The sequence below is a fragment of the Rubrivivax benzoatilyticus JA2 = ATCC BAA-35 genome (assembly GCF_000190375.1).
Lineage (GTDB): Bacteria > Pseudomonadota > Gammaproteobacteria > Burkholderiales > Burkholderiaceae_C > Rubrivivax > Rubrivivax benzoatilyticus.
The window spans coordinates 1-13845 of sequence record NZ_AEWG01000120.1 but is presented as its reverse complement, the minus strand read 5'-3'; the positions used below and the strand labels follow the sequence as shown (position 1 = coordinate 13845).

Below are 13845 nucleotides of genomic sequence, written 5' to 3'. Positions count from 1 at the left end.
CTCGCCCACGAGGGGCGGGCACGATGGCGCGCCCACGACAAAGAGACCGATGCAACCCACGATCAACCGACTCGCCGTCGCCTTGTCGGCCTGCGGCCTGCTGTCCGTCGCCCAGGCCCAGGGCGCGCCCGAGTTCAAGTTCAGCGGCTTCGGCACCGTCGCCGCGGTGCATTCCAGCGAGGACCAGGCCGACTTCGTCGCCACCGTGTTCCAGCCGCGTGGCGCCGGTGCCAGCGACAGCTGGTCGTTCAACCTGGACAGCAAGCTCGGCGCCCAGGCCTCGGCGGTGTTCGGCCCGCAGTGGTCGGCGGTGGTGCAGCTGGTCTCGCAGCAGAACCACGACAACGACTGGGTGCCGCACCTGGAGTGGGCCAACGTCAAGTGGCAGGCCACGCCGGACCTCGCGCTGCGCGTCGGCCGCACCGCGCTGCCGGTGTTCCAGCTCAGTGAGACCCGCCTCGTCGGGTACGCCAACGCCACCGTGCGCCCGGCGCCGGAGATCTACCGCATCCTGCCGGTCACCAGCAACGACGGCGTCGACCTGAGCTGGCGCCACACGCTGGCCGGCGGCCGCAACACCGTGCAGGCCTTCTTCGGCACGACCAAGGTCGACCTGCCGACCGGCACCATCGAGAGTGACCGCAGCTGGGGCCTGGCCAGCACCTTCGAGACCGGCGACCTGGCGCTGCGCCTGGGCTACAGCTCGTTCAACGTGAAGATCGACGCTGACGGCGTGAACACGCTGAACGCCGGCATCGCCGCCTTCGGCACCGCCGCGGCGCCGCTGCCGACGGTGGCCGCACGCGCGGCCGTGCTCGCCGACCGCTACCGCACCGAGGACATGGCCACGCGCGTGCTCGCGCTGGGCTTCAGCTACGACCCGGGCCAGTGGTTCGTCAGCGGCGAGGCGATGCGCTTCGACACCGAGAGTGTGCTCGCCGACACCACCGGCTGGCAGCTCGTCGGCGGCTGGCGCATCGGCACGCTGACGCCTTACGTCGGCTACGCCCGCATCAAGGCCGACATCGACGAGGAGGCGGCGTTCGCCGCCACCGGCTCGGGGCCGCTGGATGCGGCCGCGGCCAACGTCGTCGGTGGCATCAACCGCACGCTGCAGGTGCTCAACGGCTCGCAGAAGACGGCCACCGTCGGCCTGCGCTGGGACTTCATGCGCAACACGGCGCTGAAGCTGCAGTGGGACCACACCCGCATCGACGAAGGCTCCTGGGGCCGGCTGACGAACTTCGAGCCCGGCTTCGAGCCCGGCGGCAAGGTCGACCTGGTCACCGTCGCGGTGGACTTCGTGTTCTGAGGGCGCAACGAAAAATGAAGAACCGTCATCTCCCGCTCGTCGCCGGCCTGCTGCTGGCCGCCTGCGCCGCGCGAGCCGAACTCGTCGTCATCGCCAACCCCGCCGTCGGCCCGCTGAGCAAGGAGCAGATCGCCGACCTGTTCCTCGGCAAGAGCAACGCCCAGACGCCGCTGGACCTGCCCGACGCGTCGCCGCAGTACGCCGAGTTCTACAAGAAGGCCACCGGCCGCGACGTCGCCCAGGTGAAGTCGACCTGGTCGCGCATCGTGTTCTCCGGCAAGGGCCAGGCGCCCAGGCAACTGCCCGACTCGGTGGCGGTGCGCAAGGCGGTCGCCGCCGATCCGAAGGCCGTGGGCTACGTCGAGAAGTCGGCCGTCGACGGCAGCGTCAAGGCCGTGCTGACGCTCGACTGACCCGTCGCCGGAGGGCTGCGATGAAGTTCAGGACCAAGATCTGGGCGCTGCCGATGAGCGCTGCGGCGGTGTTCGCCGTCGGCCTGCTGCTGAGCTGGTGGGTCGGCACGTCGACCTCGGCGTCGCTGCTGCAGCTGCGCGACGTCGACGGCCCGGCGCTGGAGCGTGTGCTGGCCGTCGACCGTGGCGTCGAGCAGTTCCGCATGACGCTGCAGTCGGCCGCCGCCGAAGGCGACGCCGACAAGCTCGACGAGGTGAAGGCGATCGTCGCCCGGGTGCACGCCGACTTCGACGCGCTCGGCGCGCTGGCCGGCCAGGCGGCCGCGGCCGGCGAGCTGAAGGCCGCGTTCGACGCCTACCAGGCGGCGGCGCTGGGTGCCACGCGGGCCATGCTCGGCCAGGGCGAGATGGGCGACCAGGTCACGCGCATGCAGGCTGCGCAGGCGGCGCTGGACAAGGCGCTGAAGGAGCGCACCGACGCCGCCCGCGCGGCGACGACGGCGCGCCAGGACGAGGCCGCACGCGGCACGCAGAACGCGGTGTGGCTCAACCTCGTCACCGGGCTCGTCGTGCTGGGCGTGCTCGGCGGCGTCTCGGCGGTGGTCGTGCGTTCGGTCTGGCGCGACCTCGGCGAGGAGCCCATCGAGCTCAAGCGCCTGGCGCGCAGCATCGCCGACGGCGACCTGCGGGTGCGGCCGGTGGTCGCTGCCGGCGACACCAGCTCGCTCAACGCCGACCTGGCCGCGATGGCGCTGCGGCTGCGCGACACGGTGGGCACGATCCGCGTCGCCACCGACTCGATCTCCACCGCGTCCGACGAGATCGCCACCGGCAACCAGGACCTCAGCCAGCGCACCGAGACCACGGCTTCGAACCTGCAGGCCACGGCCTCGTCGGTCGAGCAGCTCACCGGCAGCGTGCACCAGAGCGCCACGGCGGCGCAGCAGGCCGACCGGCTGGCGCACGAGGCGGCCGAGGCGGCACGCTCGGGCGGCGGCGTCGTCGCCCAGGTCGTGGCCAGCATGGACGAGATCAACGCCGCGTCGCGGCGCATGAGCGACATCATCGGCGTCATCGACGGCATCGCGTTCCAGACCAACATCCTGGCGCTCAACGCCGCGGTCGAGGCGGCACGCGCCGGCGAGCAGGGGCGCGGCTTCGCGGTCGTCGCCAGCGAGGTGCGCAGCCTGGCGCAGCGTTCGGCGCAGGCCGCGCGCGAGATCAAGGCGCTGATCACCACGTCCGGCGAGAAGCTCGACGGCGGCACCCGCCTCGTGCAGGAGGCCGGCGCGGCGATGCAGCAGATCGTCGACGGCGTGCAGCGCGTCAGCGCCATCATCGGCGAGATCAGCGCCGCCAGCAGCGAGCAGTCGGGCGGCATCGGCCAGGTCAACCAGGCCGTGGCCGAGCTCGACAAGATGACGCAGCAGAACGCCGCGCTGGTCGAGCAGAGCGCCGCGGCGGCGGCCAGCATGCGCCAGCAGGCGGCGACGCTGGCCCAGGCGGTGGCGGTGTTCCAGCTCGGCGCTGCCGATCGCGCCGGGGCCTGACCCTCGCTTGCCGACGCCCCGGGCCCGCGAGGGTGCCGGGGCGTCGCCGTTGTCGGCGGCGCTGCAACCGTTCCCCGCCCGCGCCGGGGCGATGTCGAGCCCCATAGTAGACTTTGGCGCGGTTTCCACCTTGCGCGTCGTCCGGCAGCGCGCCCGCCGCGTCGTCGTCCGTTCCCGTGTCCATGTCCGTTTCGCCGGCTTCCCCCCTGTTCGACCTGAAGAGCACCGCCTGGTGGCTCACCGCCCTGCGCCTGCACGTCGCCGACGCCGCCGCGCTGGGCGCCTCGCTGGACGAGCGTTTCGCCGACAGCCCGGGGCTGTTCGACGACGAACCGCTGGTGATCGACCTGAGCCCGCTGCGCGACGGCGAGGCCGTGCCCGACTTCGGCGCGCTGCTGGCCCACCTGGCGCGCCACCGCATGCACGCGGTGGCCGTGCAGGGCGGCAGCGAGGCCCAGATGGCCGCCGCCCGCGAGGCCGGCCTGCCGCCGGCGACCGAACCCGAGACCCGCCCCGAGCCGCGCCCCGAGCCCGAGCTGCGCGAGGTCGAGGTCGTGCGTGACGTCGTGCGCGAGGTCGAGGTGATCCGCGAGGTCGAGGTGCCGGTGCCGGCTGCCGCCGTGCCGACGATGATCGTCGACAAGCCGCTGCGTTCGGGCCAGCGCGTCTACGCGCGCGGCGGCGACCTCGTCGTGCTGTCGGTCGTCAGCTTCGGCGCCGAGGTCATCGCCGACGGCAGCATCCACGTCTACGCGCCGCTGCGCGGCCGCGCCATCGCCGGCGCGCGCGGCGACGTCAACGCCCGCATCTTCAGCACCTGCATGGAGCCGCAGCTCGTCTCGGTGGCCGGCATGTACCGCACGACCGAGACGCCGCTGGCCGACGACATCGTCGGCAAGCCGGCGCAGGTGAGATTGGAAGGCGAGCGGCTCGTCGTCGAGCCGCTGGCCGTGAATTGAGAGGGCGCGCCGAAGCGCCCGCCACCCCAGAGGAACCCCCAGCGATGACCAGAATCATTGTCGTCACGTCCGGCAAGGGCGGCGTGGGCAAGACCACGACCAGCGCCAGCTTCGCCTCGGGCCTCGCGCTGCGCGGCCACAAGACCGCGGTGATCGACTTCGACGTCGGCCTGCGCAATCTCGACCTGATCATGGGCTGCGAACGCCGCGTGGTCTACGACCTGATCAACGTGATCCACGGCGAGGCCAAGCTGCAGCAGGCGCTCATCAAGGACAAGAACTGCGAGAACCTGTTCGTGCTCGCCGCCAGCCAGACGCGCGACAAGGACGCGCTGGTGCAGGACGGCGTCGAGCGCGTGCTCGCCGAGCTCGCCGAGATGGGCTTCGACTACGTCGTCTGCGACTCCCCGGCCGGCATCGAGACCGGCGCGCTGATGGCGATGCACTTCGCCGACGAGGCGCTGGTCGTCACCAATCCCGAGGTCTCGTCGGTGCGCGACAGCGACCGCATCCTGGGCATGCTGTCGTCCAAGACGCGGCGCGCGATCGAAGGCCAGGAGCCGGTCAAGGAGCACCTGCTGATCACGCGCTACGACCCCGAGCGTGTCGAAGGCGGCCAGATGCTGTCGCTGAAGGACGTGCAGGAGATCCTGCGCATCCCGCTGCTCGGCGTGGTGCCCGAGAGCCAGTCGGTGCTCGACGCCAGCAACCAGGGCCTGCCGGCGATCCACCTGAAGGACACCGACGTCGCCCAGGCCTACCAGGACGTTGTCGCGCGTTTCCTCGGCGAGGAACGCCCGATGCGCTTCGTCGACTACCAGAAGCCCGGCTTCTTCAAGCGCCTGTTCGGCGGGAGGTAAACGCGATGTCCTTCCTCTCGTTTTTCCTCGGAGAGAAGAAGCAGACGGCGTCCGTCGCCAAGGAGCGGCTGCAGATCATCCTCGCCCACGAGCGCTCGGGCCGCGGCACGCGCGCCGACTATCTGCCGCAGATGCAGCAGGAGCTGATGGCCGTGATCGCCAAGTACGTGAAGATCGCGCCCGAGGACGTGAAGGTCAGCGTCGAACGCCAGGACAACTTCGAGGTCCTGGAAGTCAAGATCGAGCTGCCCGACGACATCCGCTAGGAGTCCGTGCGGCTCTACGCACAGCTCCCCCGAGCCCCCTCCGGGAGGGTGCTCCAGCGTGTTCGACGGCACCCTCCAGCCTCCCTCCACGAGGGAGGCTCCAGTCAGTCCGACGAGCGGTTCTGCCCTTTGGGGCCGCGCAGAGCCCCGCCATGTGCCGCCGCCTAGTCGTCTGCCGCGTCGAGGTCGCGCGCTTGGCGTGGCGGTACGCCGGCCAGCGGCGGCGGCAGGTCGTCGCCGGCGTGGCGGCGGCGGAACAGCGCCGCGCGCGCCAGCACCACGGTCGTCACCGGAGCGGTGATCGACAGCAGCACGACGGTCAGCCAGACGTGCAGCGACAGCTCGCCCTCGCGCGCCGTGAAGTGCACGATCGACGCCGCGGCCACCAGCCAGGCGGCCAGCGTCGAGGCCAGCGCCGGCGCGTGCATGCGGGCGAAGAAGTCGGGCAGCCGCCACAGCCCCAGCGCCGAGGTCAGCACGATGCCGCCGCTGGCCAGCAGCAGCAGCGCGACGACGAGCTCGGTCCAGACGATCGTCATTCGATGGCCTCCCCGCGCAGCAGGAACTTGGCCATCGCCACCGAGCCGACGAAGCCGAACAGCACCATCAGCAGCGCACCCTCGAAGTACATGCGGCTGTCGTAGCGGATCGCCAGCACCAGCATCATCAGCATGCCGACGACGTAGAGGAAGTCGAGCGCGAGCACGCGGTCCTGCGCGCTCGGGCCGCGCATCAGGCGGGCCAGCCCCAGCGCCATCGCCAGCGCGTACAGCGCCAGCGTCGCGGCGACCGCCCAGACGAGCAGGGGCGTCATCCGAAGATCTCCTTCAACGGTTGTTCGTAGCGCTGCTTGAAGTGCGCCACGAACTCGGCCTCGCCGACGAGGTCGAAGACGTGCAGCCGCAGCGCGCTGCGGTCCGGGGCCAGTTCGCACCACACGGTGCCGGGCACGACGGTGGTGATCATCGCCAGCGCCGCCAGGCCGTGCACGTCGCGCAGGTCCAGCGGCACGACGACGAAGCTGCCGCGCGGCGGCCGCCGGCGCGAGGACAGCACGCCGCGCGCGACGTCCAGCGCCGACAGCACGACGTCCACGCCGACGATGGCCACTAGGCGCATCACGACGAGCGGCCGGCGCACCGGGCCGCCCGCCGGGCGCAGCGGCGCCATCAGCACCGGCAGCACCAGCGCCAGCAGCGCGCCCAGCAGCAGCGAGCCGGTCGACAGCGAGGGCCGCAGCAGCAGCCACATCGCGAACAGCCCCGCCGACAGCAGCGGGGCGGGCAGCAGGCGCTTCATCGTGCGGCCTCCAGCGTCGGCTGCGGCAGCGGCTGGGCGCGCAGCACGGCGTCGATGTACAGCGACGGCGTCTGCAGCGCGTCGGTCGCGGCGCGCGTGTACTCGAGCATCGGCTCGCCGAGCACGACCAGCGTCACCAGCGCGCCCAGCAGTGCCGCGACCGGCAGGCCCTCGGCCAGGCGCAGCGTCGGCGGCTGGCGGTCGCCCGGGGTCCAGAAGTGGCGGATGCCGATGCGCACCAGCGCCGTGGCGGCCATCAGCCCGGAGGCGATCAGCGTGCCGAACAGCACCCAGGCCGCCGGCTCCTGGCGCGGCAGCAGCGCCGACAGCATCGCCAGCTTGCCGACGAAACCCGACAGCGGCGGCAGCCCCGACAGCGCCAGCCCGCAGACGCCGAAGGCCACGCCGACGAAGGCCAGCGCCGCCGGGATCGCGCGGCCGATCAGCACCTGCTCGTCGTCGTCGAGGTTGACGATGGCCGGCGGCGCGGTGTCGACGAAGTCGGGCAGCGCCTCGTCGCCGGGGTCGGCCTGCGGCGGCGCGGTCTCGACCTGGCGCGAACGCTCGAGCAGCTCGACGAGCAGGAACATCGCCGCGCCGGCCAGCGTCGAGCTGGCGAGGTAGTACAGCGCGCCGGCGGCGAGCGCCGTCTCGTGCAGCCCGATCGCCGCGATCAGCGTGCCCGACGAGGCGATGACGCTGTAGCCGGCCAGCCGCCCCGGCTGCTGCGACGCCAGCATGCCCACCGAGCCGTAGGCCAGCGTCGCGATGCCGCCCCAGGCCAGCAGCTCGGCGCCGTAGAACGCCGACGGGCCGGCGCTCTCGGGGAAACACAGCGTCCACAGCCGCAGCACGGCGTAGACGCCGACCTTGGTGAGGATCGCGAACACCGCCGCCGACGGCGCGCCGGCGGCGGCGTAGGCCGGCGGCAGCCAGAAGTTCAGCGGCCACAGCGCGGCCTTGGCGAGGAAGGCCACGCCGAGGATCGACGCGCCGGCCAGCAGCAGGCCGCGGTCGGAGTCGGGCACCAGCGCCAGCTTGCGCGCGATGTCGGCCATGTTCAGCGTGCCGGTCACGCCGTAGAGCACGGCCACGCCGATCAGGAACAGCAGCGACGCGAACAGGTTGATCGCGATGTAGTGCAGCCCGGCGCGCACGCGCTCGGGCCCGCCGCCGTGCAGCAGCAGCGCGTAGCTGGCGGCCAGCAGCACCTCGAAGAAGACGAAGAGGTTGAACAGGTCGGCGGTCAGGAAGGCGCCGTACAGCCCCATCAGCTGCAGCTGGAACAGGACGTGGAAATACACCCCGGCGCGGTGCCAGCGGGCCAGCGAGAACAGCAGCGCGGCCAGCGCCACGCTGCCGGCCAGCACCATCATCAGCGCCGACAGCCGGTCGGCCACGAGCACGATGCCGTAGGGCACCGGCCAGTTGCCCGGCAGGTAGACGGCGTAGGCCGAGGGCGCGTCCTGGGCGTGCACGTGCATCAGCAGCACGATCGCGATGGCCAGCCCGGCGGCGGTGGATAGCGTGTTGACGACGGACTTGATGCCGCGGCGCTGTTCGCCCAGCAGCAGCATGCCGGCGGCCGTGGCCAGCGGCAGCAGCACCGGGGCGACGATCAGGTCGGCGGCGTTCATCAGCGCTCCTCCTGGCCGTCGACGTGGTCACCGCCGGACAGGCCGCGCAGCGCCAGCAGCACGACGAGGAACAGCGCCGTCGTCGCGAAGCCGATGACGATGGCGGTGAGCACCAGCGACTGCGGCAGCGGGTCGGTGTAGTTCAGCAGGTCGGGCGTGACGCCGGGCACGACGATGGGCTCGCGGTCCACGGCCAGGCTGCCGACGCTGAAGATGAACAGGTTGACGGCGTAGGACAGCAGCGACAGGCCGATCAGCACCTGGAAGGTCCGTGGCCTGAGCAGCAGCCAGACACCGGCGCCGCCGAGCACGCCGATGGCGATCGAGACGACGACCTCCATCAGGCCTCCTCCCGCGCCGCGCCGGGGCGGCGCTGCGCACGCAGCGACTGGTGGGCGATGGCCGTCAGCAGCAGCAGCGTCGAGCCGACGACGACGGCGAAGACGCCGAGGTCGAACAGCGCCGCGCTCGGCAGGTGCACCGGGCCGATCCACGGCAGCGTCGGGTGCGCGGTGTGCGTCGTCAGGAACGGGTAGCCGAACCACAGCGAGCCGAGCCCGGTGCACAGCGCGACGAGCAGGCCGACGGCGATCCAGCGCGGCGGCTTCAGCGCCATGCGCTCCTCGACCCAGCGTGTGCCCGAGACCATGTACTGGGCGATGAAGGCGATCGACACCACCAGCCCGGCGACGAAGCCGCCGCCCGGCTCGTCGTGGCCACGCAGGAACAGGTGCGCGGCGAACAGCGCCGCCACCGGCAGCAGCAGCCGCACCAGCACCGCCGGCACTTCCAGGTAGCGCTGCGCGGTGCCGCCGCCGTCGTGGTCGTCGGCCAGGTCGCTGGGGCCGTCGGGCGCGACGAGCTGCTGCTGCGTCGGCCGGTGGATCACCTCGCGCGGCGGGCGGAAGCGCCGCAGCAGCGCGTAGACCGTGATGCCGACGATGCCCAGCACCGTGATCTCGCCCAGCGTGTCGAAGGCGCGGAAGTCGACCAGCATCACGTTGACGACGTTGGTGCCGCCGCCCAGCGGCAGCGCGTTCTCGAGGAAGTACGGCGAGATGCTGAGCGGCGCGTGGCGCGTCAGCAGCGCGAAGGACAGCGCCGCCAGCCCGGCGCCGATGGCCAGCGCGATGACGAAGTCGCGCCGGCGGCGCCAGCGCGCGCGCGCGCCGATGCCCGGCCCGTCCTCCTCGAGCCGCTTGGGCAGCCAGCGCAGGCCGAGCAGGAAGAGCACGACGGTGACCACCTCCACCGCCAGCTGCGTCAGCGCCAGGTCGGGCGCCGAGAACCAGGCGAAGGTGATGCACAGCGCCAGCCCGACGACGCCCAGCATCGTCAGCGCCGCCAGCCGGTGGTACTTGGCCTGGAAGGCCGCGCCGACGGCGCAGGCCGCGCCGACGGCCCACAGCAGCACGAAGCCGGGCGTGGCCGGGATGCGCGCGCGGTCGCCCCACTCCAGCGGCACGACCAGCGCCGAGGCCAGCCCGGTCAGCCCGGCGGCGGCGACCATCGCCAGCAGCTGCGGCTGCAGCCGCTGCGTGCCGGTCAGGCGCAGCGCCCGGCGTGCCAGCGAGGTCACCCAGGCCAGCGTGCGCTCGAAGACGACGCGGCCGTCGTAGCGCCCGACCAGCGGTGCGCCGCGCCGCGGCCGGCGCTTGAAGGCCTCGGCATAGGAGATGTAGATGACGATGCCGCCGGCCATCGCCACCGCGCTCATGATCAGCGGCGTGTTCAGTCCGTGCCAGATCGCCAGGCTGTAGTCGGGCAGCGTGCCGCCGACGACCGGCCGCGCGGCCGTCTCCAGCAGCGGCCCGATGACCAGCGCCGGCAGCGTGCCCACCGCGATGCAGGCGAAGACCAGCAGCTCCACCGGCACGCGCATCCAGCGCACCGGCTCGTGCGGCTCGCGCGGCAGGCCGCGCGGCGCCGGGCCGAAGAACACGTCGTGGCCGAAACGCAGCGAGTAGACGACCGCGAACACGCCGGCCAGCGTCGCCGCCAGCGGCAGGCCGTAGCGCACCGCCGCGTTGTCGCCGACGTGCACCGTCTCGGCGAAGAACATCTCCTTGGACAGGAAGCCGTTGAGCAGCGGCACCCCGGCCATCGCCGCGCAGGCCACGATGGCCAGCGTGCCGGTGATCGGCATGAAGCGGTACAGGCCGTCGAGGCGGCGCATGTCGCGCGTGCCGGTCTCGTGGTCGATGATGCCCACCGACATGAACAGCGAGGCCTTGAAGGTCGCGTGGTTCATCATGTGGAACACCGCCGCGACCGCGGCCACCGGGCTGTCCAGCCCGAGCAGCAGCGTCACCAGCCCGAGGTGGCTGATCGTCGAATAGGCCAGCAGCCCCTTCAGGTCGTTCTGGAACATCGCCGCCCAGGCGCCCAGCAGCAGCGTGGCCAGGCCGGCGCCGCCGACGATCCAGAACCAGGGCTCGGTGCCCGACAGCACCGGCCACAGCCGCGCCAGCAGGAACACGCCGGCCTTGACCATCGTCGCCGAGTGCAGGTAGGCCGACACCGGCGTCGGCGCCGCCATCGCGTGCGGCAGCCAGAAGTGGAACGGGAACTGCGCGCTCTTGGTCAGCGCGCCGGCCAGCACCAGGCCCAGGATCCACGGGTACAGCGCGTGGCCGCGCACCGTGTCGCCGGCGGCGAGCACCGCGTCGAGCTCGTAGCTGCCGACCACGTGGCCCAGCAGCAGCACGCCGGCCAGCAGCGCCAGGCCGCCGGTGGCGGTGACGGTGAAGGCCATGCGCGCACCGCGGCGGGCGTCGCGGCGGTGCGTCCAGTAGCCGATCAGCAGGAAGGAGAAGACGCTGGTCAGCTCCCAGAACACCACCATCTGCAGCAGGTTGCCGGAGACGACGACGCCCAGCATCGCGCCCATGAAACCCAGCAGCAGCGAATAGAAGCGTGCCGCCGGGTCCTCGGGCGAGAGGTAGTAGCGCGCGTAGACGATGACCAGCAGCCCCATCGCCGCGACCAGCATCGCGAACATCCAGGCGAAGCCGTCCAGGCGCACGACGATGTCCAGGCCCAGGCTGGGCAGCCAGCTCAGGCGCTCGACGACGACGCCGCCGGCGGCGACCTCGGGATACAGCAGCGCCAGCGGCACCGCGACCGCCAGCGCGACCAGCGCCGCCCACAGCGAGTCGAGGTTGCGCGCGTTCGTCGGCAACAGCGCGGCGACCGCGCTGCCGACAAAAGGCAGTACGAGCAGGATCAGCAGGGACATTGGGGCCCAAGTCTAGGGGCGAAGTGCCCGCGATCCGCGGTCGACGCCAGAAAACGGCGCGGATTCAAGGACTTGCGAGAAGTTCCGCGAGTCCGCTTGAATGCCGCGCCGCCTTGACGCGGCGCAGAGGCAAGCCCCCATCGAATGTCGGGCCGGCACGTGCTTTCCCAGAATGAAGCCGGCCCCGCCGCGTGGAGCGGGGCGTTGCCGAGGACGCGCGCATGCCCCCGACCGCCCCCGTGATCGCCGCCACCGACTTCTCGCCGCAGGCCCGCCAGGCCGGCGAACGCGCCGCGCGGCTGGCGCACGAGACCGGCGCGCCGCTGGCCCTGGTGCACGTGCTGCCCGGCGACGCGCTGGAGGCCTTGCGCGCCTGGCTGGGCAGCGACACCGCGCCCGAGCAGGCGATGCTGGCCGAGGCGCACACCGCGCTGGCCGCCCAGGCCGCCGAGCTGAAGGCGCGCCGCCACGTCGAGCCGGCCACCGTCTGCAGCTCCGGCCCGGTGCTCGACGAGATCCTGCGCGAAGCCGAAGAGCGCGACGCCGGGCTGCTGGTGCTGGGCGCACGCGGCAGCGGCTTTCTGCGCCGGCTGGTGCTGGGCAGCACCGCCGAGCGGCTGATGCGGCGCAGCGCAAGGCCGCTGCTCGTCGTGCGCCAGCCGCCGCACGAGCCCTACCGCCGTGTGCTGGTCGCCGTCGACTTCTCGCCGTGGTCCAGGGCCGCCGTGGCGCTGGCGCACCGCGTCGCGCCGCATGCGCAACTGGTGCTGCTGGCGGCCTACGAGGTGCCGTTCGGCGAGAAGCTGCGTTACGCCGGCGTCGACGACGCCACCGTCGAGCGCTACCGGGAGGCGGCGCGGCTGGAGGCGACACGCCGTGTGCACGCGCTGGCCGAGGACTGCGGGCTGCGCGCCGCGCAGTGGACTCCGCGGGTGCTGGAAGGCGACGCCTCGCTGCGCATCGTCGAGCAGGAGGCCGAGCTGGGCTGCGACCTCGTCGTGCTCGGCAAACACGGCCGTTCGGCCAGCGTCGACCTGCTGCTCGGCAGCACGACGCGGCACGTGCTGGCCGAAGGCAGCTGCGACGTGCTGGTGTCGACGGCGCGGGACTGAAGCTGCAGGCTGAGGCCCCCTCGGTCCTCCAGGATCCCGCTTGAAATCTCGCAAAGGGAGTCGCAAAGGAGTGCCGATACTCATAGGTGAACCCGTTCACCTGGAATCTCGCAGATGAAGTCGCAGAACCTCGCCTGCGACGAGGCGCCGCAGCACTTCGAGCCGCTGATGCCGCGCAACCGCGTCGAAGGCGAGCACGCCCGCTCGTCGGAGATCGAGGCTGCGCTCCAACAGGAAGCCGAGGCCGAGGTCTGATCGTCCTGCCTCCGGTTTGCGCCAACCCGGGGCGCGCATGACCTTGCTCAAGCTAGAGTCTCGCCTTTCGTCCGACTCCGAGAGCGCATGAGCACGACCGAACTGCCGCCCATCCCCGCCTGGACCGCCGTCGCCGGCTATGGCGACATCGTCTACGAGAAGAGCGAGGAGGGCATCGCCAAGATCACGATCAACCGCCCCGAGGTGCGCAACGCCTTCCGCCCGGAGACGGTGCAGGAGATGGAACGCGCTTTCGCCGATGCGCGCGACGACGAGAACGTCGGCGTCATCATCCTCACCGGCGCCGGCAAGGACGCCTTCTGCTCGGGCGGTGACCAGCGTGTGCGCGGCCACGGAGGTTATGTCGGCGGCGACGGCGTGCCGCGCCTGAACGTGCTGGACCTGCAGCGCCAGATCCGCACCCTGCCCAAGCCTGTGGTGGCGATGGTCGCCGGCTACGCGATCGGCGGCGGCCACGTCCTGCACATGATCTGCGACCTGACGATCGCCGCAGACAACGCACGTTTCGGCCAGACCGGCCCGCGTGTCGGCAGCTTCGACGGTGGCTACGGCGCCAGCTACATGGCGCGCATCGTCGGCCAGAAGAAGGCGCGCGAGATCTGGTTCCTGTGCCGCCAGTACGGCGCGCAGGAGGCGCTGGACATGGGCCTCGTCAACTGCGTCGTGCCTTACGAGCGGCTGGAAGAAGAGACCGTGCAGTGGTGCCGCGAGATGCTGGCCAACAGCCCGATCGCGCTGCGCTGCCTGAAGGCGGCGCTGAACGCCGACTGCGACGGCCAGGCCGGCCTGCAGGAGCTGGCCGGCAACGCCACGCTGCTGTACTACCTCTCCGAAGAAGGCAAGGAAGGCAAGAACGCCTTCCTGGAGAAGCGCAAGCCGGACTTCCGCAAGTTCCCGCGCCTGCCGTGAGCGGCGGGGGCGCG

At 71.9% G+C, this 13845-nt stretch carries 15 protein-coding genes; 9 read left to right on the top strand and 6 right to left on the bottom strand.

Annotated elements, in window-relative coordinates; all coding sequences use genetic code 11:
- Positions 1–49: 49 nt before the first annotated feature.
- The 6 genes from RBXJA2T_RS13815 to minE all read left to right on the top strand — a co-directional run bounded on the left by RBXJA2T_RS13815 (position 50) and on the right by minE (position 5360).
- Entirely contained in the window at positions 50–1312 is a 1263-nt protein-coding gene (locus tag RBXJA2T_RS13815; RefSeq protein ID WP_009858018.1) for a hypothetical protein, read from the top strand.
- Between the two features lie 14 nt (positions 1313–1326).
- Positions 1327–1725, top strand: a complete 399-nt coding sequence (locus RBXJA2T_RS13810; RefSeq protein WP_009858017.1) for a type 2 periplasmic-binding domain-containing protein — start codon at positions 1327–1329, stop codon at positions 1723–1725.
- Between the two features lie 20 nt (positions 1726–1745).
- Positions 1746–3275, top strand: coding sequence for a methyl-accepting chemotaxis protein (locus RBXJA2T_RS13805; RefSeq protein WP_009858016.1), 1530 nt, complete (start codon positions 1746–1748; stop codon positions 3273–3275).
- Positions 3276–3457: 182 nt separating this feature from the next.
- Entirely contained in the window at positions 3458–4234 is a 777-nt protein-coding gene (minC, locus tag RBXJA2T_RS13800; RefSeq protein ID WP_009858015.1) for a septum site-determining protein MinC, read from the top strand.
- Positions 4235–4278: 44 nt separating this feature from the next.
- Positions 4279–5094 carry a septum site-determining protein MinD gene (gene minD, locus RBXJA2T_RS13795; RefSeq protein WP_009858014.1) on the top strand — a complete coding sequence of 272 codons (816 nt, stop codon included), beginning with the start codon at positions 4279–4281 and terminating at the stop codon, positions 5092–5094.
- Between the two features lie 5 nt (positions 5095–5099).
- Complete coding sequence (gene minE, locus RBXJA2T_RS13790) at positions 5100–5360, top strand: cell division topological specificity factor MinE (RefSeq protein WP_009858013.1); 261 nt, start codon at positions 5100–5102, stop codon at positions 5358–5360.
- 164 nt (positions 5361–5524) lie between these two features.
- Here minE and mnhG read toward each other — a convergent pair whose 3' ends face one another.
- From mnhG to RBXJA2T_RS13760, 6 genes are read right to left on the bottom strand one after another with little or no spacing between them, the layout of a single operon-like run.
- The gene (gene mnhG / locus RBXJA2T_RS13785; protein ID WP_009858012.1) at positions 5525–5899 is read right to left on the bottom strand and encodes a monovalent cation/H(+) antiporter subunit G; all 375 of its coding nucleotides are present in this window, start codon (positions 5897–5899) and stop codon (positions 5525–5527) included.
- The gene (locus RBXJA2T_RS13780) at positions 5896–6174 is read right to left on the bottom strand and encodes a K+/H+ antiporter subunit F (protein ID WP_009858011.1); all 279 of its coding nucleotides are present in this window, start codon (positions 6172–6174) and stop codon (positions 5896–5898) included. Before RBXJA2T_RS13780 ends, mnhG begins: the two co-directional genes overlap by 4 nt.
- A complete protein-coding gene (locus RBXJA2T_RS13775) occupies positions 6171–6659 on the bottom strand; it encodes a Na+/H+ antiporter subunit E (protein ID WP_009858010.1) in 489 nt (162 codons plus the stop codon). The genes RBXJA2T_RS13780 and RBXJA2T_RS13775 overlap by 4 nt, the downstream gene beginning before the upstream one ends.
- Positions 6656–8296, bottom strand: a complete 1641-nt coding sequence (locus tag RBXJA2T_RS13770) for a monovalent cation/H+ antiporter subunit D (protein WP_009858009.1) — start codon at positions 8294–8296, stop codon at positions 6656–6658. The genes RBXJA2T_RS13775 and RBXJA2T_RS13770 overlap by 4 nt, the downstream gene beginning before the upstream one ends.
- Positions 8296–8637: a Na+/H+ antiporter subunit C gene (locus tag RBXJA2T_RS13765; RefSeq protein ID WP_009858008.1), complete on the bottom strand. Its 342-nt coding sequence runs from the start codon at positions 8635–8637 to the stop codon at positions 8296–8298. The genes RBXJA2T_RS13770 and RBXJA2T_RS13765 overlap by 1 nt, the downstream gene beginning before the upstream one ends.
- Positions 8637–11534: a monovalent cation/H+ antiporter subunit A gene (locus tag RBXJA2T_RS13760; RefSeq protein ID WP_009858007.1), complete on the bottom strand. Its 2898-nt coding sequence runs from the start codon at positions 11532–11534 to the stop codon at positions 8637–8639. Before RBXJA2T_RS13760 ends, RBXJA2T_RS13765 begins: the two co-directional genes overlap by 1 nt.
- A gap of 221 nt (positions 11535–11755) precedes the next feature.
- On the opposite strand from RBXJA2T_RS13760, the gene RBXJA2T_RS13755 reads away from it, so the two are divergent.
- From RBXJA2T_RS13755 to menB, 3 genes are all read left to right on the top strand, one after another.
- Positions 11756–12646: a universal stress protein gene (locus RBXJA2T_RS13755; protein WP_029718698.1), complete on the top strand. Its 891-nt coding sequence runs from the start codon at positions 11756–11758 to the stop codon at positions 12644–12646.
- Between the two features lie 114 nt (positions 12647–12760).
- Positions 12761–12901: a hypothetical protein gene (locus RBXJA2T_RS20530; RefSeq protein WP_009858005.1), complete on the top strand. Its 141-nt coding sequence runs from the start codon at positions 12761–12763 to the stop codon at positions 12899–12901.
- Between the two features lie 87 nt (positions 12902–12988).
- A complete protein-coding gene (gene menB / locus RBXJA2T_RS13750) occupies positions 12989–13831 on the top strand; it encodes a 1,4-dihydroxy-2-naphthoyl-CoA synthase (RefSeq protein ID WP_009858004.1) in 843 nt (280 codons plus the stop codon).
- Positions 13832–13845 lie beyond the last annotated feature (14 nt).